Origin of the sequence: Inquilinus sp. 2KB_23, from assembly GCF_052115705.1 — a bacterium.
Taxonomy (GTDB): domain Bacteria; phylum Pseudomonadota; class Alphaproteobacteria; order DSM-16000; family Inquilinaceae; genus Inquilinus; species Inquilinus ginsengisoli_A.
Genome location: NZ_JBFRHF010000003.1, coordinates 363,014 through 388,417, shown reverse-complemented (window position 1 = coordinate 388,417; position 25,404 = coordinate 363,014). Strand labels below are relative to the sequence as shown.

The following is a 25,404-nucleotide window of genomic DNA, read 5'->3' as shown; positions in this document are numbered from 1 at the left end:
GAGAATGCCGTGCGCATCCACATCGCCGTCGCCCTGATCGCCTTCCTGCTGCTGCGGCTCGCCCAGGCGGCGCAAAGCTTGGTCAAATCACCGCTCGCCTTCGCCCGTCTGGTCCGCGTCAACCTCATGCAGCGCAGGCGCATCGACCTCCTGCTCCAACCCGACCCTATCCTCGTCTCCAATCCAGACCAATTGATGCTCCTATGGGCCTGAAACTAAACCGGACAGCTGTGGGCTTGACCCGAGGATCCAGGGGCCATCGAGAGCGGCTCAGCGTGGCCCCTGGATTGCGCCCCTAGGAATTGATCCGAGGGCAAGCCGGGCAATGACAAAGGAAGAATAGCCCAAATCCAGACCACGCCACCTCACGCATCAAAGTCGAGGCCCCAGGTGCTGTAGCGGGCGGGATCGTCGAGCCAGTTCTCGCGCACCTTGACGAACAGCGAGAGGTGCACCCGCTGCTCGGTGATCTCCTCCAGCTCCAGCCGGGCGGCGGTGCCGATGGCCTTGATCATCTGGCCGCCATGGCCGAGCACGATCGCCTTCTGGCCCGGGCGCTGGACGTAGATCACCTGGGCGATGCGGACGCTGCCGTCGGCCTGCTCCTCCCAATCCTCGGTCTCGACCGCGACCGCGTAGGGGAGCTCCTGCTGCAGGCGGATGAACAGCTTCTCGCGGGTGATCTCGGCGGCCAGCAGCCGCATCGGCATGTCGGAGACCTGGTCTTCGGGGAACAGCCAGGGCCCCTCCGGCAGGCGCTCGGCCAGGGAGGTGCGGAGATCCTGGACGCCGTCGCCGGTCAGGGCCGAGATCATGAAGGTGTCGGTGAAGACGCCCGAGGCGTTGAGCTCCGCGGCCAGGGCCAGCAGGATCTCGCGCCGCACCGCGTCGATCTTGTTCAGGATCAGGATCGCCTGGCGCTTGGTCTGGGCCAGCTTCTCGATGATGCCGCGGGTCTCCTCGCGCACGCCTTTCTTCGAGGCGTCGACCAGCAGCAGCACCAGGTCGCCCTCGGCGGCGCCGGCCCAGGCGGCCGCGACCATGGCGCGGTCGAGGCGGCGCTTCGGCTTGAAGATGCCGGGGGTGTCGACGAAGATGACCTGGGCCTGGCCCTCGGTCAGGATGCCGAGCACCCGGCTGCGCGTGGTCTGCACCTTGGGCGAGACGATCGCCACCTTGGTGCCGACCAGGGTGTTGAGCAGGGTCGATTTCCCGGCATTCGGGGCGCCGATCAGGGCGACGAAGCCGCAGCGCGTCGCTTCGGTCATGAGGAGAGCCTTTGCAGTAGGGCGGCGGCCGCGTCGCGCTCCGCCACCCGTTTCGATGATCCGCTGGCGCTGGCCGCGGGCTGGCCTTCGATTTCGACCCGGATCTCGAAGACCGGCTGGTGGTCGGTGCCGCCGCGCGCCACCTCGACATAACGCGGCAGCTTCAGGCCGCGGGCAAGCGCCCATTGCTGCAGCGCCGATTTGGGGTCCTGCGGCGGCTGGGCGTGGCGGCCGATGAAGCCGTCCCAGGCGCCGCGGATGAAGCCGGCCGCGGCCGCCAGCCCGCCGTCGCGGTACAGCGCGCCGATCACGGCCTCGCAGGCATCGGCCAGGATGGTCGGGTTCTCGCGGCCGACCACGTCCTCGCCCGGCGACAGGGTCAGGTGGCGGCCGAGGCCGATCGCCTGTGCGACCTCGAACAGCGCCTCACGCCGCACCAGGGCGACGTGGCGCTTGGCGATGCCGCCCTCGTCCTCCTTGGGAAATCGCTCCAGCAGCCACTCCGCGATGACCAGGCCCAGCACCCGGTCGCCGAGGAACTCCAGCCGCTCGTAGCCGTGGCGCGCCAGGCGCCGCTTGTGACCGCTGACGCTGGGATGGGTCAGCGCCTCGGCCAGCAGCAGCGGATCGCGGAAGACGTGGCCGAGGCGCCCGGCGAGCGCGTCGAGATCAGCGCCCTCCTGCGTCGTTTCGGGCGTCTCGGCGATCGTCAGTGGATCCCCGTGAACATGCGGCTGAAGCGGAGTGCGAACGGCCATTTCCAGACCTGCCAGAAGCTGGCGTCGTCGAGGCTGAACCAGAGGATCTCGGCGCGACCGACGAAATTCTCCACCGGAACGTAGCCGACGATGCCGCGGCTGTCGTCGCTGTTGTCGCGGTTGTCGCCCATCATGAAATAGTGGTCGGCCGGCACGACGTATTCCGGGGTGTTGTCGGACGGGCCGTTGTCGTACTTCTCGAGGATCTTGTGCTCGACCGGCGCGCCGCCATTGGTTCCGGGCAGCGTCTCGATGTACTGGTGCAGGACCTCGCGCTGGCCGTACTGGTTGGTCGACGCGTAGGGCTCGATCTCGCGGCGGTCGGTCAGCTGGCCGTTGATGTAGAGGCGCCCGCCGGTGACCTGGATGTGGTCGCCCGGCAGGCCGATCACGCGCTTGACGAAGTCGACCGAGGTGTCCCGCGGCAGGCGGAACACGGCGACATCGCCGCGCTGGGGCGGGCTGCCCAGAATGCGGCCGTCGAACAGCGGCAGGCCGAAGGCGATGGTCTGGGCGCTGTAGCCGTAGGAGAACTTCGAGACGAAGAGGTAGTCGCCGACCAGCAGGGTCGGGATCATCGAGCCGGAGGGGATATTGAACGGCTCGAAAGCGACCGTGCGGATGCCGAAGGCAATCGCGATGGCATAGACCACGGTCAGGATGGTTTCGAGCCATCCGCCGCTTTTCTTCTTCGACATCTCGATCGTCTTTTGGTTCTGGGTCATGGCGCCCTTGTATGGTCCGGCGACAGGGGGAAATCAATCGCGCACCCGCGGCGACGGGGTCGCAGCCCGTGCGCGATGGGGGGCTCAGCGGCTGCGCGCACGATCGACCGCGCTGATCACCGGCATGGCGCGCAGCGCCGCGATGATGTTGGTGAGGTGCTTGACGTCCTTGACGTCGATGTCGATCAGGATCTCGAAGAAGTCGACCGAGCGGCTGGTGATCTTGAGGTTGGTGATGTTGCCGCCGTTCTTGCCGATCACGGTGGTCAGCGTGCCCAGGCTGCCCGGCTCGTTGCTGATCGTCACCTGGATCCGGCCGACATGGTCCTCGGCGGCCTCGGCCCCGGCGTCCCAGCTGACGTCGAGCCAGCGCTCCGGCGCGTTGTAGAAGCTTTCCAGCGTGTCGCAGTCGATGGTGTGGATGGTCACGCCCTTGCCGGTGGTGACGATGCCGACGATGCGGTCGCCCGGGATCGGGTGGCAGCAGCGGGCGTAGTGCACCGCCAGGTTCGGGATCAGGCCGCGGATCGGGATGGCGCCGTTGCCGCCCGGGGCGGTCTTGCGCGCCCGGTTCAGCGGCACGACCTTGCCCGACTTCTCCTTCTCCTGCTGCACCAGGGCGCGGTGGCCGGGGAAGACGGCGTTGAACACGTCGCGGGTGCCCAGCACGCCGGCGCCGACATTGGCCAGGATGTCGTCGACCTGGCCCGCCTTGAAGATCTTCAGGACGCCTTCCAGCGCCTTGTCGGAGAAGTCGTAGCCCTCCTGCCGGAACACGCCCTGCAGCATCGAGCGGCCGAGCTTGGCGTGCTCGTCATGCTGCTGGGCGCGGATGAAGCGCCGGATGCAGGCCCGCGCCTTGCCGGTGGCGACGAAGCGTTCCCATTCCGGCGACGGCGTCGAGGTCTTCGAGGTGATGATCTCGACCTGGTCGCCGTTCTGCAGCAGGTGGCGCAGCGTCACCATCCGCCCGTTGACCCGGGCGCCGACGCAGGTGTCGCCGATCTGGCTGTGCACGGCATAGGCGAAGTCGACCGGCGTCGCCCCCTGCGGCAGCGCGATCACGGCGCCCTTGGGCGTGAAGCAGAACACCTGGTCCTGGAACAGCGCCAGCTTGGTGTGCTCGAGGAACTCCTCGGGCTTCTGCGCCTGGTCGACGATGTCGAGCAGGTCGCGCAGCCAGCGGTACTGGGTGCCGTCCTGGTTGCGCTCGTCCTGCTTGTAGGCCCAGTGCGCGGCGACGCCGAGCTCCGCGATCTCCTGCATGTCGCGGGTGCGGATCTGGACCTCGATGCGCTGGCGCATCGGGCCGATCACCGCGGTGTGCAGCGAGCGGTAGCCGTTCGGCTTCGGCGTCGAGATGTAGTCCTTGAAGCGGCCGGGCAGCGAGGCGTATCGGCTGTGGATCAGGCCCAGCGCGTGGTAGCAGTCGCCCTCGGTCTCGACCACGATGCGGAACGCCATGATGTCGGCCAGCTGCTCGAACGCCATGTTCTTGCGCTGCATCTTGCGCCAGATCGAATAGGGGCGCTTCTCGCGGCCGACCACCGTCGCCTTCAGCCCGCCCTCCTCCAGCCCCTGCCGCAGTTCGGCCAGCACCTTGGAGACGACGTCCTGCCCCTCCTCGCGCAGCTGGGCCAGGCGGCGGACGATGCTCTCGCGCGCATCGGCGTGGAGCTGGGCGAAGGCCAGGTCCTCCAGCTCCTCCTGCATGCCGTGCATGCCGATGCGCTCGGCCAGCGGGGCGTAGATCTCCAGCGTCTCGCGGGCGATACGGCGGCGCTTCTCGGCATCGGCGAAGGCGCCAAGGGTGCGCATGTTGTGCAGCCGGTCGGCCAGCTTGACCAGCAGCACGCGGATGTCCTTCGACATCGCCAGCACCAGCTTGCGGAAATTCTCCGCCTGCTTCGACTGGTCGCTCTGCAGTTCCAGCTTGGACAGCTTGGTGACGCCGTCGACCAGCTGCGCCGTCTCGCGGCCGAACAGGGATTCGAGTTCGGTCAGGGTCGCGCCGGTGTCTTCCACCGTGTCGTGCAGCAGGCCGGTGACGATCGACCCGGTGTCGAGCTTCATGCCGGCCAGGATGCCGGCGACCTCGATCGGGTGCACGAAGTAAGGGTCGCCCGAGGCCCGCTTCTGCGAGCCATGCGCCTTCATCGAATAGACGTAGGCGCGGTTGATCAGGTCCTCGTCGGCCGAGGGATCGTAGGCTTTGACACGCTCGACCAGCTCGTATTGGCGGATCATGCCACGCCCCGCCACCGATCCATGCACGACACTCCCGGGCGGGCGGATTGCCCCCGTCCGGCTAAAGTGAACCACAATCCCCTGCGTTGTGGATCAAATTCGACCGGCGCCCGCACAGCGGGCGTCCGGCCTGATCCGTCATGCCGCATCCGACGATCTCCCGACAGGCGGTCTGACACCATGCCGGGCCGTTCCGCTCTATCAGATGTCGTCGTCGGTGGAGCCGATTTCCAGGTCGCCGCGACCGTCCTCGTCGGTTTCCTCGGCCTCGGTCTCGTCCTCGGCGACCTCGATGCCGAAGGTCGACTCCTCGTCCGAGCCCACGCCCGCCACCGGCTGCTGCGGGGCGACGCCGGCCTGGAGCCACTCCTCCTCGCCGGCCATCAGCTCGATGATCTCCTCATCGGCCTCGTCGATCTCCGCCAGCTTCTGGTGGCCCTTGACCAGGGCCTCGCTCAGGCTCTCCAGCGGCACGGTCTCGTCGGCGATCTCGCGCAGCGCCACGACCGGGTTCTTGTCGTCGTCGCGGTCGAGGGTCAGGGCGGCGCCGGAGGTGATGTCGCGGGCCCGCTGGGCCGCCATCAGCACCAGATCGAACCGGTTCGGGATCTTGAGGACGCAATCCTCGACGGTGACGCGTGCCATGGGCTAGCCGCTCCTAACGCGAAAAACTGTCACAACGATAGAATCGTGACACGATGGATGCAACGCAAGGGCCACATCTTTGTTATACCGAAGGGCGGACGACGTAGCGCAGATGCGACGGATGCGCAAGCCTTGTCGCAAACCGTTGACCGCTCCTTGCAAAGTCGGTAGCGAACCCAAATCTGTCGTCTGTCCCCTGCCCGAAGGAACGAACATGATATTCTATAAGGAAGAACGTCTCGCTATATTCATCGATGGCGCCAACCTCTATGGCGCCGCCCGCTCCCTGGGTTTCGATATCGATTATCGGCGGCTGCTGGACCTCTTCGCCAAGAAGGGTCGCCTGATCCGGGCCTTCTACTATACGACTTTGATCGAGGATCAGGAATATTCTCCGATCCGCCCGCTGATCGACTGGCTGGATTACAACGGCTACAGCATGGTGACCAAGCCGTTGCGGGAGTACACGGACAGCCAGGGCCGACGCCGCGTCAAGGGCAATGTCGACATCGATCTCGCGATCGACGCGCTGGAGATGGCAGACCGCGCCGACCACATCCTGCTGTTCTCCGGCGACGGGGATTTCAAGCGGTTGGTCGAGGCGATCCAGCGCAAGGGGGTGCGCGTCACCGTGGTCTCGACCATCAAGTCGAGCCCGCCGATGGTGTCGGACGAGCTGCGCCGCCAGGCCGACAATTTCGTCGAGCTGGCGGAGCTGTCGCCCCACATCCAGCGGATGAACGCGCCGAACCGGACCGTGGCCGCACCGGCGACCGCGCCCGAGACTGAAGACGGCGATGGCGACGAGGCGACGCCCCAGGCCAGCGCCTACGCCCGTACGGCCTGATCGAGGCGGCCGGCTTCCCAGGAAGCCGGCCCTCTCCTGCGGCCTTAGCCGCGGTCGCGCAGAACGCGTGATTTCTCGCGCTGCCAGTCCCGCGCCTTGATGGTCTCGCGCTTGTCATGCGCCTTCTTGCCGCGGGCGAGGCCGAGATCGATCTTCGCGATGCCGCGGTCGTTGAAATAGATCGACAGCGGGATCAGCGTCATGCCGTCCCGCTTCACCTTGCCCAGCAGCTTGTCCCGCTCGCGCCGCCGCACCAGCAGCTTGCGCGGCCGTTTCAGCTCGTGGTTGAAGCGCTGGGCCGGCCCGTATTCCGGGATGTGGGCGTTGAACAGGTACAGCTCGCCCTGCATCTCGCCGGCATAGGCGTCCTGCAGGTTGCCGCGGCCCTCGCGCAACGCCTTCACCTCGGTCCCGACCAGCACGATGCCGGCCTCGACGTTCTCGTCGATGAAATAATCATGCCGCGCCCGCCGGTTCTGGGCGACCACACGGCCCGGGGTTTTCGGCTGCGCCATGATCCTCTAGATGTCCTTGCTCAGTTGATCAGGCCGGCGAAGGCCATGGCCTCGCGCACGGCCGTCCGCGTCGCCTCGCCCGGCACCACCAGCGGCAGCCGGACCTTGTCGCCGCCCAGCCCGAGCAGCTTGGCGCCGTATTTCACCGGGCCGGGGCTGGTCTCCAGGAACAGCGCCCGGTGCAGCGGCGCCAGCCGGTCGCGGGCCGCCTCCATGCGCTTCAGGTCGCCCTCCGCCCAGGCATTGTGCATCTCGGCGCACAACCGCGGCGCGATGTTGGCAGTGACCGAGATGCAGCCATGGCCGCCCTGCGCCAGGAATCCCGTGGCAGTGGCATCTTCGCCCGAAAGCTGGCAGAACTCGGGACCGATCTGAACCCGGGTGGCCAGCGGCCGCGCCAGGTCGGCGGTCGAATCCTTGACCCCGACGATCCCCGGCAGTTCGGCCAGGCGGGCCATCGTGTCGATCGACATGTCGATCACGCTGCGGCCCGGGATGTTGTAGATCACGATCGGCAGATCGACCGCGTCATGGATGGCCTTGTAATGCTGGTAGAGACCTTCCTGCGTCGGCTTGTTGTAGTAGGGCGTGACCACCAGCGCGGCATCCGCGCCCGCCTTCTTGGCATGCCGGGTCAGCGAGATCGCCTCTTCGGTCGAGTTCGAGCCGGTGCCGGCGATGACCGGGATGCGGCCGCGGGCGACCTCGACGCACAGCTCGATCACCCGCTCGTGCTCGGGATGGCTCAGCGTCGGGGACTCCCCCGTGGTGCCGCACGGCACGACGCCTTGGGTGCCTTCGCCGATCTGCCACTCGACGAATTTCTGGAACGCTTTTTCGTCCACCCCGTGGTCGGTGAAGGGCGTAATCAGGGCGACGAACGATCCCTTGAACATGGGGGCTTCCAGTGGCGTTGGGGTGGGAGACGCTTGTTCATAGCGTCTGCCGCCCGCAGCGGCAAGCGGACGGCGCAAAGCGCCGCCGTGCGGACGGCTACAAAAGCCGCCGCGCGGACAGCTGTGGCAGCCGCCGTGGCATTGCTTCTCGCCCTCGCCCCGCCTGCCTTCGCCCAGCCCGCCACCCCGGCCGAGATCAAGGCGGCGCAGGCCCTGTTCTCCGCCGTCGACCGCAACGCCTGGGACGTGGTGCGGACGGTCGAAGGCCAGATGGGCACGACCCTGGTCGGCCGGCTGGCGACCTGGGCCGACCTGTCGCGCGCCGACAGCACCGCCGGCTTCCAGGAGCTGGCCGCCTTCATCGTCCGCAATCCGGATTGGCCCAACGTCCAGGCGCTGCGCCGCCGGGCCGAGCGGGCGATGCCGGAGGGGCTGCCGCCCGACGCTGTGGTGGCCTGGTTCGACGCCTTCGCGCCGCTGACCCCCGAGGGTACGCTGCATTTCGGCACCGCGCTGCGCACGGTCGACCCGATCCGCGCCCAGCTGTGGGTGCGCAACACCTGGCGCGGCCTGACACTGACCGCCGAACAGGAGACCCAGTTCCTGACCAGCTTCGGCAGCCTGCTGGAACCCGACGACCATTGGGCCCGCCTCGATGCGCTGATCTGGGCCGAGCGGGCCGACGAGGCGCGCCGCATGCTGCCCCGCGTCAGCGGCGACCGGCGGCAGCTGGCCGATGCCCGGCTGAAGCTGATGACGCGCACGCCGGACGCCTCGGCCGCCGTCCGCGCCCTGCCGGCGAAGCTGCAGCAGGATGAGGGCATCCTGTACGAGCGCACCCGCTGGCGCCGCCGCAACGACGACGAAGCCGGGACGATCGAGCTGCTGGGCAGCCAGCCGCGCACCACCACCCATGCCCGGGCCTGGTGGCTGGAGCGGCACATCATCGCCCGCCGCCTGTTCGACGAGCAGTCCTACCGACAGGCCTACCAGTTGGTCACGGCGCGGGAGCAGAGCGACCCGGTCGACCGCGCCGACAAGGATTTTCTCGCCGGCTGGCTGGCGCTGCGCTTCCTCGACAAGCCGGCCGATGCCGTCGGCCATTTCGAGAAGCTGTACGCCGATGTCAGCATGCCGATCAGCCTGGCCCGCGGCGCCTACTGGGCCGGGCGCGCCCATGCCGCCGTCGGCGACAAGCAGAAGGCGGCGGAGTGGTACCGGCTGGCGGCTAAGCAGTCCCTGACCTTCTACGGCCAGCTCGCCGCCGACCAGCTGGACCAGCCCAGCATCGCGGCGCTGCCGGTGGCGGCGACGCCGAACGCGCAGGCCATGGCCGCCTATGACGGCAACGACCTGGTCCGCGCCGCCCGGCTGCTCGACGCCGTCGGCCAGGGCGACCGCGCCGACCTGTTCCTGCGCAAGCTGATGCTCGATGCCGACACGCCGGAGAAAAACCGGCTGCTGGCCACCCTGGCGCTGTCGCTGAAGCACCCCTTCGTCGCGGTCCGCGCCGCCAAGGCGCTGGCCCGCGACGGCGTCTGGCTGATCGACGCCGCCTATCCGCTGGTGGACATGCCGGACGACCTCAGCGGCCTGCCGCCGGCGCTGGTGCTGGGGTTGGCGCGGCAGGAGAGCGAGTTCAACGCCACCGCGGTCTCCGGCGCCGGGGCGATCGGGCTGATGCAGCTGCGCCCCGGCACGGCGCGCGACGTCGCCCAGGCGCTGGGCGTCGACCACACCACCGGCATGCTCAGCGACGACCCGGTGCACAACCTCCGCCTCGGCAGCCGCTACCTCGCCGACCTGGTGCAGCGCTACAACGGCAGCTGGCCGCGGGCCATCGCCGCCTACAATGCCGGCTTCAACCGGGTCGACGGCTGGGCGCCGACGCCATCGAAATCGCCCGAGCAGGTGGTGGACTGGATCGAATCCATCCCGTTCCCGGAGACGCGCAGCTACGTCCAGCGCGTGCTGGAGAACACCCAGGTCTATCGCCTGCGACTAGGCGAGCCTCCCAAGGCCGGGTCGCTGGAAGCGGATCTGCTGCGGTGATCGACGACAGCGCCCGCCCGCCGCCTCTGGTCTCAGCCCCACCTCTTCTGTCATTGCCCGGCTTGACCGGGCAATCCAGGGGCCACCAAGAACCGCTCTGGCCGCCCCTGGATGCCACGGTCAAGCCGTGGCATGACAGGAAAGGTGACGCCCCAGTCGCCGCTTAAATTCAAGCATCAGTTCAAGATCACCCGCCATCTATCTGAGAAATAACCATGACCGTCTCGATCGCCGACATCGAAGCCGCCGTCAGGCGTCTGCAGGGCCAAGCCGTCCGCACCCCGCTGCTGCGGTCGACGCTGCTCGACGCCCGCGCCGGGCGCGAGGTGCTGATCAAGGCCGAGCCGCTGCAGCGCACCGGGTCGTTCAAGTTCCGCGGCGCCTACAACCGGATCGCGATGATCCCGGCGGCGGACCGGGGCAAGGGCGTGGTCGCCTTCTCCAGCGGCAACCACGCCCAGGGCGTGGCCGCGGCGGCCCGGCTGTTCGGCATCAAGGCGACCATCGTGATGCCGGCCGACGCCCCGGCGATCAAGCGGCGCAACACCGAATCCTACGGCGCCACGGTGGTGCCCTATGACCGCTTCGGCGAGGACCGCGAGGCGGTGACGGCGAAGATCGTGGCCGAGACCGGCGCCACCCTGGTGCGGCCCTATGATGACCCCGGCATCATCGCCGGCCAGGGCACCATCGGGCTGGAGATCGCCGAGCAATGCGCCGAGCTGGGCGTGCGCCCGGATGCGGTGCTGGCCAGCTGCAGCGGCGGTGGCCTGGTCTCCGGCGTCTCCATCGCCATCCGGGCGCGGATGCCGGGGGTGCGGATCTATGCCGCCGAGCCCGAGGCGCTGGACGACATGCGGCGGTCGCTGGCCGCCGGCGAGCGCGTGACCAACGATCCCGGCGCCCGGTCGATCTGCGACGCGCTGCAATCCCCCACCCCGGGACAGATCACCTTCCCGATCGCCCGCGAGACCCTGGCCGGCGGCGTCACCGCCCCCGACGACGCGGTGCTGCGCGCCATGGCCGTCGCCTTCGAGACGCTGAAGCTGGTGCTGGAGCCCGGCGGCGCCGTCGGCCTGGCGGCGACGCTGGAGAACCGGATCCCCGACGACATCCGCAGCGTCGTCATCGTGTGCTCCGGCGGCAATGTCGACGCCGCCACCTTCCGCGACGCGCTGGCGACTCTGTGACCGACGGGCGCCCGCCCTTCTTCGACCGGCTGGAGGCGTGGTGGGCCGGCCACGCCGCCGGCGGCCGGCCGCCGCATCGCGACGCGCTGAGCCCGATCGAGATCATGCCGATGCTGCCGCATCTGGTGATGCTCGACCTCGCCGGCCCGGCGCCGCTGGTGCTGTGGGCCGGCACCGCGGTGAAGGAGGCGCTGGGCGGCAATCCCGGCGACCGCCCGCTGGCCGAGACGCCGCTCGGCGGGCCCGATTCCGAGGCCGCCCTCGCCCGGATGATCGCCGCGGCCCGTCCTGTGGAGGCGCGGCTGGGCGGCCGTCCCGCCCTGCTGTGCCCGCTGGCCGGCGACGATGGCGGCATCGCCGCGGCGCTGGCCGGGCTGGCACCGACGGCGTCGTGATCGAATCCTTCTGCGCCGGGACAATCCCGCCACATCGAAGCGCCATCCTTGGGCAAGGCGTCCTATCGAGGCGCTACACCACCGCTTGAGTACTCAAAGAAACAACCGCCCCACGCATGGCAATTTGGGGCGGTTTGAAGCATAACGCCAGGATCCGGAAGAGAAGTTTTTCCCAGTACTTCGATTTCCCGATCTCTGGAGGAAATTGTGCCAAGATTTCGACGAATTCTTCAGGGCGCCCTGCTGTTTCTCACCGCGACCAGCCTGCCCGCCCTGGCGGCGGTTCCATCCGGCCCGCATCCGCGCATCTGGCTGACGCCGCAGATCGTCGCCAGCTGGCAGGCGATCCAGTCCGTGCCCAACAGCCCGGTGAACCGCGCGATCACCAAATGCAACGACGCCAGGCTCGACCCCGCAGACTACGCGGACGGCCAGTACCAGGGCTTCCGCTGGGTCGAGGCGCTCGATGCCTGCCTGGTGGCCTATGAGACCACCAGATCGGCCCTGCACCGCGACACCGCGATCAAGTACTGGACGGCCCTGCTGGATGATGCCCAGACTATCGGCGACGGCGACGGCCCGTGCTACCCGAACACCTGCGGGTCGCCCACGCCGTTCGGCATCGCCGCGCAGGATGCCGGCTATTCGATGCGCACCTACGTCGCCTGGACCGCGCTCGGCTACGACTGGCTGCACGACGACCTGAGCCCCACCCTGCGGGCCCGGTACGCCACCCGGTTCAAGCAGTGGCTTGCCTTCCACATGGACCCGGACAGTTTCGAACGCGCCGACACCGGGTCGAACTACCATGCCGGCCACGTGCTGGCGGTGACCCTGATGGCGATCGGCCATGCCGACGAGATGGACGCCGCAGCGGCCGGCAGCGGCACGACGCTGTGGACTTACGTCACCAACGAGATGTGGGGCCACATCATGGCCGCCGCCCAGGCCCCGCGCCGGCCGATGCTGGGCGGCGACTGGGCCGAGGGCTGGGAGTACGGGCCGCTCTCCGTGGCGTCCTACGCCCTGGCCGGCCGGGCCATGGTCCAGCAGGGCGTGCAGCAGCCCTGGATCGGATCCTGGCTGCATGCGGTGCTGATCCGCCAAGTCTACGCCCTGACGCCGAACAACCGGACGTTCATCGGCGGCGACGTCCAGAACGAAGCGCCGACGCTGGAGCCCGACCCCCTGCCGCTCTACGGCGTGATCGCCGGCCCCGCCGCCACGACGGACAAGGCCCAGGCCAAGGGAGAGCTCGCCCGGCTCGCCCTGCCGACACCGGCCCTCAACGGCGACTTCACCCTCCTGACCCAGTCGCTGGTCGCGGCCGAGACGACCCCGGCCCAGACCATCAACCGCGCCGCGCTGCCGGTGAGCTATCTCGCCGCCGGCTCCGGCAACTTCTATGCCCGCACCAGCTTCGCCCCGACCGGCACCTGGCTGGTCAGCCAGTGCCGCGGCATCATCAGCAACCACCAGCATGTCGACGCCGGCAACATCACCCTGACCCGTGGCGCCGACGACCTGCTGGTCGACCCGTCGCCCTACGGGTCTCAGTCGACGCTGACCGGCAACGCGCCGACCATGTCGCAGCCGCATTTCAACCCGGAGTACCGGCCAAGCCAGGCCAGCTGGGGCGAGGTGAATCCGCCTGATATCGTGCCGGCGGGACTGTCGACGCGGTTCCTGCTGGCGCGGTCCAGCCCCAGCACGGGCGTCGCGGTGACGCGCTGCGACTATGCCGGGCAATTCCGCTTCCAGGACAACGCCTCGGCGATCGTCGGCGTGGCGCGGCGCGAGATCGTGCTGCTGCCGGGTACGACCGGCGCCTCGGTGCTGGTGCGCGACGCCCTGGCGACCAGGGCGGCCTATTCGGCGACACCGAATCCGCTGCTGCTGCGCTTCCGCTCGCTCGGCACCTTCGTCGCCTCCGGCGGCGACCGGGCGCGCGCCGTGGTGGGCGGGTCGGCGCTGCTGGTCCGCCGGCTGGCCGGTGCCGCCACCACCGCGGTCCATCCGGTCACGGTGGATGACAGCTGCGACCCGGTGCAGGGCGCCTGCACCGTCGGGCGGTTCGCGTCGAGCGAGTGGAACGTCCAGGTGCCCGGCCCCAACCCCAGCAGCGTCCACCTGCTGGACGTGGATTCCACCACCGCCGCGGCGCCGCTCGCGGCCACCCGGACCGACGGCCCCGTGTCGGTGACCACGGTGCAGCGTGACGGCAAGCAATATGCCGTGGTGTGGACCGCCGTCGGCACCCGGCTGAGCAGCTACGAGGCCCCGGCGCTCAACGGCGTCCACGTCGTCCTGGACCCGCCCGCCGGCAACCGCGTGACAGTGACCGCGACCCACAACCAGGCGACCAACACCTGCCGGATGCAGCTGGCCACCGCCACCGGCACCGCCGGGTTCACCAGCCTGCCGCTGATCGTGAAGGTCAGCCCGACCTGCGTGGTCAGCGAATAGCGCCAACAGCAAAGCCCGGGCCGGCCGAGTCCCATCGGCCTGTCCGGGCCGACGCCCCACCCGGCGTCATCAAACCGTCATCCAACTGCAACAGATCCAACATTACAGATAGTTAATGTCCGGCCTCGATCCGAGCCCGCCGCCCACGGCATGCCAGCCCAGAGGACCGAGATGGACCACGACTCCACGCTTTCGCGCGTCCAGCGCTACGAACAGCAGGACGACCGCAGCAGCAACGCTTCCGCCAACCCGACCATGGGCGACATCGTCAACGCCCGCTTCGGCCGGCGCGGCATGCTGCGCGGCGCCCTCGCCGTCTCGGCGATCAGCGCGGTGATAGGGCCGGCGGCGGCGCTGCTGTCCAGCCGCCCGGCGCAGGCGTCGGGTTCGCGCTTCGCCTTCGACGAGCTGCAGGCCGGGGTCGACACCAAGCACCATGTCGCCCAGGGCTATGACGCCGACATCCTGATCCGCTGGGGCGACCCGGTGGTCAAGGGCGCCCCCGCCTTCGACGTGCAGAAGCAGACCGCGGACGCCCAGGAAAAGCAGTTCGGCTACAACAACGACTACATCGGCTATGTGCCGCTGCCGCTGGGGTCGACCACCAGCGACCACGGCCTGCTGGTGGTGAACCACGAATACACCGACGCCGCGATCATGTTCCCCGGCCTGGCCGACGCCAAGGGCGAGTTCGAGCTGAGCGCGCAGAGCAAGGAGCAGATCGACATCGAGATGGCCGCCCATGGCCAGTCGGTGATCGAGATCAAGCGCGGCGCCGACGGCAAATGGGCCGTGGTGCCGGACAGCCCCTATGGCCGCCGCATCACCGCGCGGTCGACCGAGTTCCTGGTCACCGGCCCGGCGGCCGGCCACGACCGACTGAAGACCTCGGCCGACGCCACCGGCACCAAGGTGATCGGCACCATCAACAACTGCGCCGGCGGCACCACGCCCTGGGGCACCACGGTGCATGCCGAGGAGAACTTCAACGGCTATTTCGGCGGCGAGCTGAAGGACGACCATCCGGAGGCGCGCAACTACAAGCGCTACGGCCTGGGCGAGGCCGAGTATGGCTGGAGCCTGCATCACGACCGCTTCGACCTGGTCAAGGAGCCGAACGAGCCGAACCGCTTCGGTTGGGTGGTCGAGATCGACCCGACCGACCCGACCTCCACCCCGAGGAAGCGCACCGCCCTGGGCCGCTTCAAGCATGAGGGCGCCGAAAGCATCGTGGCCAAGGACGGCCGCGTGGTGTTCTACATGGGCGACGACCAGCGCTTCGACTACCTCTACAAATTCGTCACCGCCGGCAAGTTCAATCCGGCTGACCGCAAGGCCAACATGGACCTGCTGGACGAGGGCACGCTGTACGTCGCCAAGTTCGACGCCAACGGCAAGGTCGCCTGGATGCCGGTGGTGTTCGGCCAGGGCCCGCTGACCGAGGCCAACGGCTTCAAGAGCCAGGCCGACGTGCTGATCGAGACCCGCCGCGCCGGCGACCTGCTGGGCGCCACCAAGATGGACCGGCCGGAGGACGTGCAGCCGAACCCGGTGAACGGCAAGGTCTATGTCATCCTGACCAACAACGACAAGCGCAAGGCCGAGCAGGTCGACGCCGTGAACCCGCGGCCGGAGAACAAGTTCGGCCACATCGTCGAGATCCTGCCGACCGATGGCGACCACGCCGCGACCACCGCGTCCTGGGACCTGCTGGTGAAATGCGGCGACCCCAGCGTGGCCGCGGTCGGCGCCACCTTCCACCCCGGCACCACCCAGAATGGCTGGTTCGGGTCGCCGGACAATTGCGAGATCGACGCCGACGGCCGGCTGTGGGTCGCCACTGACGGCAACAACTACAAATACAGCGGCCGCGCCGACGGCATCTGGGGGCTGGAGACCGAGGGCGAGGCCCGCGGCACCGGCAAGCTGTTCTTCCGCGTCCCGGTCGGGGCCGAGATGTGCGGCCCGAAGATCACCCCGGACCTCGCCACCTTCTTCGTCTCGGTGCAGCATCCGGGCGAAGGCGGCAAGGAATGGCCGGAATTCGGCCGGCCCAGCACCTTCGCCGACCCGTCGACCCGCTGGCCGGACTTCCAGGACGGCGTGCCGCCGCGGCCGTCGGTGGTGGTGATCACCAAGCAGGGCGGCGGCAAGATCGGCGCCTGATTGCCCAATGGCGTGTGACCCCTTCCGCCTCGCGGGAGAGGTCACACCCAGCCCCAGGCATAGGACCGAGCGGGTCGAGGCGCCGATGGCGCTCGACCCGCCGATCCGCTACAGCGCGAAATCCGCCGCGGTCAGCGCATGGTCGGAGATGACGTTGATGGCGAAGTCGATTTGCCGGTCGCCATTGATATCGGCCGCGACCAGTTGCACCCCGCCGATGGTCACCACGCGCAGTTCGCCGGCCACCCTGGTGAAGGCGCCGGTGCCGAAGATGAAGGCGCCGTCGCCGGCCGCGGCGCCGTTGGCGTCGATCGCCGACAAGTCGATCCTGTCGCCGGTGGTGAAGTCGACGATCACGTCCTTGCCCGCCGCCGCCACCGTGCTGTCGCCGATTACCTGATACGTGAAGGTGTCGTTGCCGGCACCACCCTGCAGCAGCTCGCTGCCGCCACCGCCGGTGATCACGTCGTCGCCAGCGCCCCCGACCAGGCGGTCGTTGGCGTCTCCGCCGCGGAGCGTGTCGTTGCCGTCCCCGCCGAGGAGGATGTCGGCTTGGCCGCCGCCGTTGATGGTGTCATCCCCGACCGCGCCTTCGAGCACGTCGTTGCCGTCGCCGCCGTCGATCTGGTCGTCACCGGTCCCGCCATAGACGCCGTCATTGCCGGCATCGCCGAAGACGATGTCGTTGTCGGCCCCGGCATCGATCGAGTCGATGCCCGCGCCACCATGGATGGTGTCGGTGCCGGCGCCGCCGACAAGGCGGTCGGCCCCATCGCCGCCATCGAGATTGTCGTTGCCGTTCTCACCGTTCATGGCGTCGTCGCCACCATTTCCGGCCAGGGTGTCGTTGCCGCTCTCGCCGCCGATCACGTTGCGGCCGGCATCGCCGCTGAGATGGTCGTCGTTGCTGGAGCCGTAGAGATTCTCGATGTTGGCCAGCGTGTCGCCCTGGGCATCGCCGCCCGAGGCGCTGTGGTTGAGCAGGTCGACCGTCACCGCCGCGGCCGAGCCCTGGTAGTTGGCGAAATCCGAGCCGTGGCCGCCGTCCAGCACATCCGCCCCTGCGCCGCCGCGGAGCGTGTCGTCGCCGTCCTCGCCGCTCAGCGCATTGGCAACGGCGTCGCCGTACAGCCGGTCGGCGAGGGCCGAGCCGACGACGTTCTCGACATTCTGGTAGGTGTCGCCCTGGGCGTCGCCGCCCGTGCCGCTGCCGGTGGCCAGGTTCACGATCACCGCCGCGTTGAAGTAATAGACCGTGTCGATGCCGGCGCCGCCGTTGATGGTGTCGGCACCGTCATAGCCGACGATCTGGTCGTCGCCGGCGCCACCGTCGATGACGTTGTCCCCGGAATCGCCGATCAGCGTGTCGCCAAAGGCCGAGCCGACCAGGTTTTCGATGCCCTGCAGCACGTCGCCCTGGGCATGGCCGCCGGTGTTCCCGCCGAAGATCAGGTTGATGGTGACCGCCGCATTCGATTGGGCATAGGTCGCCGTGTCGCTGCCGGCACCGCCGTCCAGCGTGTCGGCCCCGGCCCCGCCGTCGAGCCCGTCGTTGCCGTCGCCGCCGGCCAGCACGTTGACCGCCGTGCTGCCGATCAGGGTGTCGCCGAAAGCCGAGCCGGTGACGTTCTCGACAGCGAGCAGCGTGTCGCCCTGGGCGTCGCCGCCGTTGTTGGCGTTGGTGGTGAGGTTGATGCTCACCGCGGCGCCGGACGCGGCATAGGTCACCTGGTCGGTGCCGTCGCCGCCATCCAGCGTGTTGGCCGCGGTGCTGCCGGCCAGCACGTCGTTGAAGACGGAGCCGGCGACGTTCTCGATACTGGTCAGCGTGTCGCCGTCGGCATCGCCGCCGGAGGCGGCCCCGGTCGCCAGGTTGATGGTCACCGCCGCACTGGATAAGGAATAGACGGCGGTGTCGATTCCGGCGCCGCCATTCAGCACGTCGCCCAACTCGCCACCAGTGAGCGTGTCGTTGCCGGCCCCGCCGTTCAGCGTGTCAGTGCCGCCGCTGCCAAATTGGCTGAAAACGATGTCGCCGACCAGAGTGTCGTCCCCATTGGCGCCGTTGAGCGTGTCGTTGCCGCCTTCCCCAGTCAGCATGGTGCCGAGGTTCAGGTTGGCGGTCAGGATGTCGTTGAAGAACGAGCCCAGGACCGCCTCGAAGCTGGAGAAGGTGCAGCCTGCGGCCCAGCCCTGCCCGACCCCGGTGGTCAGGTTGACGTCGATGGCCGAGGTCGCAGTAGTGCCGTTGACGTAGTCCGAGCCGTCGCCGCCGTCCATCTTATCGGCGCCACCGCTGATCCCGATGAAGTCGCTGCCGGTGCCGCCATCGATCGTATTGGCCCCGGCGTCGCCGACGAGCTGGTCGTTGAAGGCGCTGCCGATCAGGGCCTCGAAGCCGCTGATCTGGTCGCCCGAGGCCTCGCCCGACAGGCCCCCGAGGCTCAGATACACGGTGACGCTTCCGCCGGCCTGGGCGTAGCTCAGCGTATCGAAGCCGGCGCCGCCTTCCATTTTGTCGGAGCCCGCGCCCCCCTCGATGATGTCGTCGCCGCCGAGGCCTATCAGCCAATCGGCCCCGTCGCCGCCATTGATGATGTCGATGCCGTCGGGGTTGGCGACGTCGCCCGGATCGGTCCCGGTGAGGATGTCGTTGCCGGCGGTGCCGTCGAGGGTCTGGGTCATGAAATGTCCTCCCACTGTCTGATCGGCGCCGCCGATTCCCATGGGAGCGTCCGAGCTTCGAAATGCGCCCGGTTGGCCCAGGCAGACAAGAATGGGCAGGATTTAGCACATATTCCGCATACCCAGATAGGCGGATTGGACGGATTGCCGTCCGCTCCGATGATCATGGGATCTGGTCAGAATCCCCCTGAAGCAGTTGTGACGTCGGCTGGCCTCGCCGCTCCGGTAACCCTCTGGAGATATATCGAGATCAAGTCTCGAAGTCCTGGCTCCTCCAGCAGGAGAAGCGTCTCGGCCGGGGCGAGCCATCGAACTTCGCGCTCGCGGCGTTCGGGCCATGATTTGTGCTCTCGCTCGACTCTCAAGGAAAAGACGCTCACCTCGCAAGGCACGCTCACGCCTTCCTCCAACACCTTCTCATAGAGGTAGCTTCCGATCGGTTCCGATTCGATGGCACCGCGCACACCGGCCTCTTCATAGGCCTCCTGTGCTGCCGACTTCGCCGGCTTCATGCCCTTGATCGGCCAACCCTTCGGAATGATCCAGCGCCGTGTCTGCCGCGTGGTCACAAGAAGGAATTCGACCGAGCCATCCGGCTGCACACGGTATGGTAGCGCGCCGTATTGCACGCGGATCGCCTTGGTCCCGTCTCCCTTCTTGCCCGACTTGCCTTTGCCGGGAGAACGGATCGGCGACGACACCTGACCGTCGCTCGTCGATGATGCGGTGACTGAACCCTCCTGGTTCGCGATCGTATTGGAGGCCGCGGTGGCCAAACGCCCAGTGGAAATCCAGCGTTTCCCAAGAGCGGGGCTTTGAGAGTCGAGGCGCCACGCCGGGTCCAACGGACGGCTGCTGCCGATCTCATTGAGGCGGGTCTGAAGGCTCATCCGGTCGAGCTTGGGAAGGGGAAGGCTCATGAAAATCCGTATCCGGCGTTCAAGTTCGATGAGCACGCGAACAAAGGCCCGCATTCGCTCCCATTCGGCCCCGGTCGCAAGCGCCGGATCTGGCGAGCTCCAATGTGCTGTGATCGGCTGCCCCGGCCATTCGGGCGGCGCCTCGCCGGCGGCGGTGTCGCTCAGCGTGAACACAAAGTCGAGCGGCTGGGCGCCGGGCTTCGCAAATTCGCGGAAGTGCTTCGGTCGAAGGCCTTCGGCCGAGAGCCCGGCTTGCTTCAATAGCTGGATCGTTTGCGGAGCCAACGCCGGCGCCGGCTCAACGGCAGCGCTATATGCTCGGAATTGGCTCTTCCCCACCTTGTTCAAAAACGCTTCCGCGAGAACGCTTCGCGCCGAATTCCGACGCGACAGGAACAGCACGGTAAAAGTCTTCTCTGTCATCATCGGCCCCTAGGCTGGTGGCCGACCAGCCAGCCGGGCCCCATCAGCTCGCCTCTCAACGCTCTCCATATGAACAGATTCTAGACCAGGGTGCCGTCTCGATCACGCCAAGCACTTGCGGAGGTGCGACTATCGGAAGGAGGGGCGTCCGTCTAAAAGCAAGCGCCCCTTCATCCAAAAGCGCGTGCCCGGCCACAGTTAACACAATGTGCATTGCGTTAACTGTGGCCGCTCGTTCATGATTTGTCCCATGGACAACGCGCCGATCGACGACGCCCCTGCCGAGACCCCGCCGGTCGACCCCGACCGGGAGTGGACGGTGTGGGCGCTAGGCACCCTGCGCGAGCTGGTCGACATCGACATGCGCACCGCCCGCCGGCTCGAGGGCCAGCACATCGTGGCCGGGAACCGGTTCGAGCCGCCCGTGACCGACTTCGCGCTGGCGCAGGCCCGCATCGCCCGTGCCGCGCGCCTGACCATCGCCATGACCGAGCGCATCCGCGAGGCCTACCGGGCCTGCAAGGACGCGGCGGAGAAGGCCGCCGTCGAGATCCAGGAGCGCGGGCAGCGGCGGCGGGCGCAGGTCGCCCGCGCCGTGGCCGAGGCGCTTCAAGCCGGGAAGCCGGCCCGGGCCGGTGCCAAGGCCGACGCCGCACCGCGGGAGAGCCTGACCGAGACCGAGGTGCCGGACGTCGAGCTCGACACCCTGCCGATCGACGAGATCGTGCGGCGCATCTGCCGGCGGCGCGGCCTCAAGCCGGGCCGGCTGCCGCAGGGCTGGGACGACGTTTTCGCCGAGGACGAGGCGGCCGAGCCGCTGCCCGAGGCACTGGACGACCCGCCCCTTGCGGCGCCCGACCCCATCAACCCCGCCGACCGGGACGAGACCGGCCCACCGATCCCGCCGGGTCCGGAAGCCGCCGGACAGCAGTTGAGCCGACGCGGCGGACCCGCTCATTTCATTCGTTCGACCGGCAGCACCCTCCTTGTCCCCCTTGCWGGAGGGGGAGAGGCCTGTGCGCGTCCGTTTCTTCCCCCCTCGTCATCCCCGCGAAAGCGGGGATCTCGTCGCGCTCCAACCGGCGAAAGATTCCCGCTTTCGCGGGGATGACGGCCGAGGGAGGGAGAGGGCCGCCCTGCCCCCTCCCACAAGGAAAGAGGAACTGTTTGGGGAAACGGTGCCGGCCCCTCACCCAGTCCCGCTGTGCGGGCCCGCCCCCTTCCCGCGCCGCCAGGCGAGCCACGTGAAAGGCCGACCCGCCCGGAGGCTTTTTTGTCGCTTCCGGTGCCGTTCGCCTTGCGGTGGCGCGGGACCACATTAAAAGTGGATCGCATTTCGCGAGACGATCGGATCACGGATCATGAGACGCCTGAACGCGGCCGCGGCCGCCGCCATCATCGCCCTGCTCGGCCTGGTCAGCGCCGCCCGGGCGCAGGGCAACGACCTCTACGTCCTCGGCATCGCCCTGTTCGTCGGCTGCGTCGCCATCGTCATGCTGCTGATCAAGCAGCATTTCGACGCCCGCGAGCACCTGCCGACCCGGGCCTTCCTGCCGACCCAGCCCGACTCCTGCTTCATGGTCACCTTCCTGCTCGGCATCCTGGCGCTGGTCGGCCTGTTCCTGGCGGGGTCGCCGGAGCTGTACCATGTCGGGCTCGGCCTGTTCGGGGTCAGCGCCATCGGCGCCGGCGCCGCGCTGAAGCGCGGCTTCGACCTGATCGACCGCGCCCACGCCCAGGACCATGCCGACGCCCATTGACAAACGGCCTGCGACGGTCCGTCGCGCCGCGATTCCCGTCATCCGATTGCTTGACAATCCGGGGTTCGTTCCCAAATCAGTAGGGCGGCGGTGATGGTGTGTCCCCCCCACCCTCACCAAGGTCCTCCGATGGGATCGAATACGCCGTCAGCCGAACCGGACGCTCCCTCCCCTCCGAGCGGATCGGTCTCAGGCTAGAAGAACGGCCCCGGCGCTCCCCCCGCGTCGGGGCCACTTCTTTTTGGGCCTCCGGACAACCGATTGAATTTCAACCGTTTCGGCCGCGGCGCGGAATTCCGCGCGCGGGCGACCACATGCCGGCGCGACCTTCGTTTCCACCGTTTCCGGGAGGAAATTCTTCGCCAAAGCGATTGACAAGCTCTTCGCAGCGCAACATGGATGCGTAACGCGGGTGCAGCATTGCACCCGCCGCACAGGGATCGCGCCATGCCGGACACGCGCCAAGCCTCGCCTCACCAGGAGGATCGGACGATGCCCCTCGCCCGCGAGCTGACGCAGCTGCTGAAGCGGTACGAGAAGTCCCAGCGCGAGGACCCGTTCGCCAACCCGATCCAGCATCTGGCCCTGGAGCTGTCGCGCCGCCTGGGCGACGGCAAGCTCGGCTATACCGATGTCGAGGGGCTGATCGGCCACCTCACCCTCGAAGGCTTCAGCCACCGCGCCGCCCGGCTGGGCCGCTATCTCGGCGAGACCGCGCCCGACGTCAACGATGCCAAGCTGCACGCGCTGTTCCAGGCGCTGACCCGGGATGCGCAGGGCGCAACCGTGCCCTTCGCCGACTTCCGCCGCCGGGTCGAGAGCGAGGCCTTCGGCGCCGTCTTCACCGCCCACCCCACCTTCAACCTGTCCGGCGCCCTGATGGCCGACCTGGCGCTGCTGGCCGCCGGCCGCACCGTCGACGGCGAGGCCCTGACCGACGAGGCCAGGGCCGCCCTGCTGGCCCGCGTCGGCGCCGCCGAGCACCGGCCGGACGAGGACCTGACCCTGGCGCGCGAGCATGCGCTGTCGCTCGACGCCATCGGCAATGCCCGGGCCGCGCTGGGCCGGGCCTGGGGCATCCTGCTCGACGTCGCCCGCGAGGCCTATCCCGAGGATTGGCGCAGCCTGACGCCGCGGTTGATCACCCTGGCCACCTGGGTCGGCTACGACCTCGACGGCCGCTCCGACATCCGCTGGACCGACACGCTGCACAAGCGGCTGCTGGTCCAGGCGGCGCAGCTCGACCACTATCTGGCCGAGGTGCGAGCGATCCGGGGCCAGCTGCCGCGCGGCCGCACCGACCTGGTGGAGACGCTGGACCTGCTGGAGAGCCGGGTGGCCCTGGCCATCGCCCAGATCCGCGACGAGGTCGCCGCCTTCGCCGTCGCCGATCCCGGCTCGGCCGCGGGGCGCGAGCAGATCCGCGTCATCAGCCAGCGCATCCATGCCGGCCAGGCGCTGCGCCTGACCGAGGCGGCCAGCCTGATCGCCATCGTCGACCGCGCGCTGGAGCGCACCGACGACGACGCCCTGTCGCGCCGCTTCTGCCTGCTGCGGGCCGAGCTGGCGACCCATGGGCTGGGCGCCGCGCACAGCCATGTCCGGATCAACGCCACCCAGGTGCACAACGCCATCCGCAAGGCGGTCGGCATGGTGTCCGACCCCAACGACCCGCGCTACCGCCAATCCTATCTCGACCGGCTGAACGCGCTGCTCGACGCGGTCGAGCCGGTGACGGTGAATTTCGGCTCGATGCTGGCCGAGCGCACCTCGGTCAAGCGGCTGTTCATGCTGCTGGCCCAGCTCTTGAAGTACAACGACAGCTCGGCCCCGATCCGCTTCCTGATCGCCGAGAGCGAGAGCGCGCTGACCTGCCTGACCGCGCTGTACTACGCCCGGCTGTTCGGGGTCGACGGCATGGTCGACATCTCGCCGCTGTTCGAGACCGAGAAGGCGCTGGAGAACGGCAGCCGCATCATCGAGCAGCTGCTGGAGAACCCGCATTACCGCGACTATATCCGGCGGCGCGGCCGGGTCTGCGTCCAGACCGGGTACTCCGACGCCGGCCGCTATCTCGGCCAGCCCCCGGCCAGCGCCTCGATCGAGCGGCTGCGGCTGCGGCTGACCCGGGTGATCGCCAAGGCCGGGCTGCCCGACGTGCAGCTGCTGATCTTCGACACCCATGGCGAGTCCATCGGCCGCGGCTGCCATCCCGGCGGCATCGCCGACCGGCTGACCTATGTCGACCCGCCGGCCACCCGCGCCTTCATGGCCGAGCAGGGGGTGCGGTTCAAACAGGAGGTCAGCTTCCAGGGCGGCGACGGCTACCTGTACTTCGCCCATCCCGACCTGGCCTATGCCGTCATCACCCGCATCGTCGAGCATGTGCTGCGCGAGATCCCGGACGGCCGCGACGGCAAGGTCGCCGACGACCCGTTCTACGATGAGGGCGCCTATATCAGGGAGTTCTTCACCACGGTGAAGGAGTTCCAGGTCCGGCTGATGGAGAGCCGCGATTACGGCGTGCTGCTGCAGGCGCTGGGGCCGAACCTGCTGTTCCCGTCCGGCAGCCGCGCCACCAAGCGGCAGCACGAGGACCCGAGCGAGCTGGACCACGCCATGCCGTCGCAGCTGCGGGCCATCCCGCACAACGCGATCCTGATGCAGCTCGGCCTGCTGGCCAACAGCGTCGGCGGCGCCGGCGCCGCCATCGCCAAGGACCCGGAGCGGTTCCGCGAGCTGTACGGCAGCTCGCACCGCTTCCGGCAGCTGATCGGCATCGTCACCTATGGCGCCTCGATCAGCAACCCGGCGGCGATGAAGGGCTATATCGACGCGCTCGACCCCGGCGCCTGGATCACCCGCGCCGCCGCCACCGGCGACCGCGAGCTGGCCGACCGCATGCTGGCTCTGTCCGGCCATCTCGAGCCGATGCCGGTGTGGGAGCGGCAGAGCCGGGTGTTCCGCGCCCTGCACAAGGACTTCCAGCTGCTGCGCGACGGGCTGGAGGGGGTGACGGACGAGGCGCCGCATGCCGACGCCGCCACCCGCGACGCGCTGGCCGTGCTGCACGCGGTGCGGCTGGCGCTGATCCAGGAGATCTTCCTGCTGGCGATGCGGATCCCGGAATTCTCCAGCCGGCACAACCTGACGCTGAAGCAGGTGATCGCCCGCGTGCTGCATCTCGACGTGCTGCCGGCGATGACGTCGCTGGAGGAGATCTTCCCGCTGACCGAGGACACCATCGCGGTGGCCGATTTCGGCGAGGCCGCGACCTACCGCTCGGACGAGAGCCAGAACTACCAGTTCGAGAACGAGCGCATCTTCCGGCCGATGCGCCAGCTCTACGGCCTGGTCCGCCGGGTCTCGGCCGCGGTGGTGCACCGGACCGGCTTCTTCGGCTGATAGAGCGCGGATGGCGGGAGAGACCCCGCCATCCGCGTGCT

The 25,404-nt window shown here is 68.7% G+C and carries 18 protein-coding genes and 1 pseudogene; 10 read left to right on the top strand and 9 right to left on the bottom strand.

The features are described 5' to 3' along the window. A pseudogene (locus tag AB4112_RS05925) lies at positions 1-213 on the top strand (IS4 family transposase); the annotation flags it as partial. 152 nt (positions 214-365) lie between these two features. Here AB4112_RS05925 and era read toward each other — a convergent pair. The 5 genes from era to rpoZ all read right to left on the bottom strand — a co-directional run bounded on the left by era (position 366) and on the right by rpoZ (position 5,643). Beyond that, positions 366-1,268, bottom strand: coding sequence for a GTPase Era (gene era, locus AB4112_RS05920; RefSeq protein ID WP_309796212.1), 903 nt, complete (start codon positions 1,266-1,268; stop codon positions 366-368). Next, positions 1,265-2,026, bottom strand: coding sequence for a ribonuclease III (gene rnc / locus AB4112_RS05915; protein ID WP_309796210.1), 762 nt, complete (start codon positions 2,024-2,026; stop codon positions 1,265-1,267). Before rnc ends, era begins: the two co-directional genes overlap by 4 nt. Then, positions 1,978-2,751 (bottom strand): signal peptidase I, encoded by a 774-nt coding sequence (gene lepB / locus AB4112_RS05910; protein WP_309796209.1) that lies wholly within the window; start codon positions 2,749-2,751, stop codon positions 1,978-1,980. The genes rnc and lepB overlap by 49 nt, the downstream gene beginning before the upstream one ends. 84 nt (positions 2,752-2,835) lie before the next feature. Next, positions 2,836-4,998: a RelA/SpoT family protein gene (locus AB4112_RS05905; RefSeq protein WP_441717709.1), complete on the bottom strand. Its 2,163-nt coding sequence runs from the start codon at positions 4,996-4,998 to the stop codon at positions 2,836-2,838. Positions 4,999-5,199: 201 nt separating this feature from the next. After that, the gene (gene rpoZ / locus AB4112_RS05900; protein WP_309796204.1) at positions 5,200-5,643 is read right to left on the bottom strand and encodes a DNA-directed RNA polymerase subunit omega; all 444 of its coding nucleotides are present in this window, start codon (positions 5,641-5,643) and stop codon (positions 5,200-5,202) included. A 214-nt stretch (positions 5,644-5,857) separates the two neighbouring features. Here rpoZ and AB4112_RS05895 point away from each other — a divergent pair, with 214 nt between their 5' ends. Next, positions 5,858-6,490, top strand: a complete 633-nt coding sequence (locus AB4112_RS05895) for a LabA-like NYN domain-containing protein (protein ID WP_309796203.1) — start codon at positions 5,858-5,860, stop codon at positions 6,488-6,490. Positions 6,491-6,534: 44 nt separating this feature from the next. On the opposite strand, the gene smpB is transcribed toward AB4112_RS05895, so the two are convergent. Together smpB and dapA are read right to left on the bottom strand one after the other, a co-directional pair. Next, positions 6,535-7,005 (bottom strand): SsrA-binding protein SmpB, encoded by a 471-nt coding sequence (smpB, locus tag AB4112_RS05890; RefSeq protein ID WP_309796201.1) that lies wholly within the window; start codon positions 7,003-7,005, stop codon positions 6,535-6,537. Between the two features lie 20 nt (positions 7,006-7,025). Further along, positions 7,026-7,901: a 4-hydroxy-tetrahydrodipicolinate synthase gene (dapA, locus tag AB4112_RS05885; protein ID WP_441717705.1), complete on the bottom strand. Its 876-nt coding sequence runs from the start codon at positions 7,899-7,901 to the stop codon at positions 7,026-7,028. A 135-nt stretch (positions 7,902-8,036) separates the two neighbouring features. On the opposite strand from dapA, the gene AB4112_RS05880 reads away from it, so the two are divergent. The 5 genes from AB4112_RS05880 to AB4112_RS05860 all read left to right on the top strand — a co-directional run bounded on the left by AB4112_RS05880 (position 8,037) and on the right by AB4112_RS05860 (position 16,170). Further along, positions 8,037-9,953, top strand: a complete 1,917-nt coding sequence (locus AB4112_RS05880; protein WP_309796198.1) for a lytic transglycosylase domain-containing protein — start codon at positions 8,037-8,039, stop codon at positions 9,951-9,953. Between the two features lie 215 nt (positions 9,954-10,168). Then, positions 10,169-11,143, top strand: coding sequence for a threonine ammonia-lyase (locus AB4112_RS05875; protein ID WP_441717703.1), 975 nt, complete (start codon positions 10,169-10,171; stop codon positions 11,141-11,143). Beyond that, positions 11,140-11,538 (top strand): hypothetical protein, encoded by a 399-nt coding sequence (locus tag AB4112_RS05870; protein ID WP_441717701.1) that lies wholly within the window; start codon positions 11,140-11,142, stop codon positions 11,536-11,538. The genes AB4112_RS05875 and AB4112_RS05870 overlap by 4 nt, the downstream gene beginning before the upstream one ends. Before the next feature lie 207 nt (positions 11,539-11,745). Continuing rightward, positions 11,746-14,004, top strand: a complete 2,259-nt coding sequence (locus AB4112_RS05865) for a hypothetical protein (protein WP_441717699.1) — start codon at positions 11,746-11,748, stop codon at positions 14,002-14,004. A gap of 171 nt (positions 14,005-14,175) precedes the next feature. After that, complete coding sequence (locus AB4112_RS05860; RefSeq protein WP_441717697.1) at positions 14,176-16,170, top strand: PhoX family protein; 1,995 nt, start codon at positions 14,176-14,178, stop codon at positions 16,168-16,170. Positions 16,171-16,278: 108 nt separating this feature from the next. On the opposite strand, the gene AB4112_RS05855 is transcribed toward AB4112_RS05860, so the two are convergent. Next, positions 16,279-18,855 carry a beta strand repeat-containing protein gene (locus tag AB4112_RS05855; RefSeq protein WP_441717695.1) on the bottom strand — a complete coding sequence of 859 codons (2,577 nt, stop codon included), beginning with the start codon at positions 18,853-18,855 and terminating at the stop codon, positions 16,279-16,281. 176 nt (positions 18,856-19,031) lie between these two features. After that, positions 19,032-20,198 (bottom strand): arsenate reductase/protein-tyrosine-phosphatase family protein, encoded by a 1,167-nt coding sequence (locus AB4112_RS05850; RefSeq protein ID WP_309796189.1) that lies wholly within the window; start codon positions 20,196-20,198, stop codon positions 19,032-19,034. 250 nt (positions 20,199-20,448) lie between these two features. Here AB4112_RS05850 and AB4112_RS05845 point away from each other — a divergent pair, with 250 nt between their 5' ends. The 3 genes from AB4112_RS05845 (at position 20,449) to AB4112_RS05835 (ending at position 25,363) form a co-directional block, all read left to right on the top strand. Then, positions 20,449-21,309, top strand: coding sequence for a hypothetical protein (locus tag AB4112_RS05845; RefSeq protein ID WP_309796187.1), 861 nt, complete (start codon positions 20,449-20,451; stop codon positions 21,307-21,309). A 250-nt stretch (positions 21,310-21,559) separates the two neighbouring features. Beyond that, on the top strand, positions 21,560-21,958 hold the full coding sequence (locus AB4112_RS05840) for a hypothetical protein (RefSeq protein WP_309796185.1): 399 nt from the start codon (positions 21,560-21,562) through the stop codon (positions 21,956-21,958). A gap of 492 nt (positions 21,959-22,450) precedes the next feature. Beyond that, a complete protein-coding gene (locus tag AB4112_RS05835) occupies positions 22,451-25,363 on the top strand; it encodes a phosphoenolpyruvate carboxylase (RefSeq protein ID WP_309796183.1) in 2,913 nt (970 codons plus the stop codon). Positions 25,364-25,404 lie beyond the last annotated feature (41 nt).

Coding starts and splice junctions, on each gene's coding strand:
- AB4112_RS05850 (WP_309796189.1), bottom strand. CDS start 20,198: ATGACAGAGAAGACTTTTACCGTGCTGTTCCTGTCGCGTCGGAATTCG.
- AB4112_RS05875 (WP_441717703.1), top strand. CDS start 10,169: ATGACCGTCTCGATCGCCGACATCGAAGCCGCCGTCAGGCGTCTGCAG.
- AB4112_RS05855 (WP_441717695.1), bottom strand. CDS start 18,855: ATGACCCAGACCCTCGACGGCACCGCCGGCAACGACATCCTCACCGGG.
- AB4112_RS05860 (WP_441717697.1), top strand. CDS start 14,176: ATGGACCACGACTCCACGCTTTCGCGCGTCCAGCGCTACGAACAGCAG.
- rpoZ (WP_309796204.1), bottom strand. CDS start 5,643: ATGGCACGCGTCACCGTCGAGGATTGCGTCCTCAAGATCCCGAACCGG.
- lepB (WP_309796209.1), bottom strand. CDS start 2,751: ATGACCCAGAACCAAAAGACGATCGAGATGTCGAAGAAGAAAAGCGGC.
- AB4112_RS05840 (WP_309796185.1), top strand. CDS start 21,560: ATGAGACGCCTGAACGCGGCCGCGGCCGCCGCCATCATCGCCCTGCTC.
- AB4112_RS05905 (WP_441717709.1), bottom strand. CDS start 4,998: ATGATCCGCCAATACGAGCTGGTCGAGCGTGTCAAAGCCTACGATCCC.
- rnc (WP_309796210.1), bottom strand. CDS start 2,026: ATGGCCGTTCGCACTCCGCTTCAGCCGCATGTTCACGGGGATCCACTG.
- dapA (WP_441717705.1), bottom strand. CDS start 7,901: ATGTTCAAGGGATCGTTCGTCGCCCTGATTACGCCCTTCACCGACCAC.
- smpB (WP_309796201.1), bottom strand. CDS start 7,005: ATGGCGCAGCCGAAAACCCCGGGCCGTGTGGTCGCCCAGAACCGGCGG.
- AB4112_RS05835 (WP_309796183.1), top strand. CDS start 22,451: ATGCCCCTCGCCCGCGAGCTGACGCAGCTGCTGAAGCGGTACGAGAAG.
- AB4112_RS05895 (WP_309796203.1), top strand. CDS start 5,858: ATGATATTCTATAAGGAAGAACGTCTCGCTATATTCATCGATGGCGCC.
- era (WP_309796212.1), bottom strand. CDS start 1,268: ATGACCGAAGCGACGCGCTGCGGCTTCGTCGCCCTGATCGGCGCCCCG.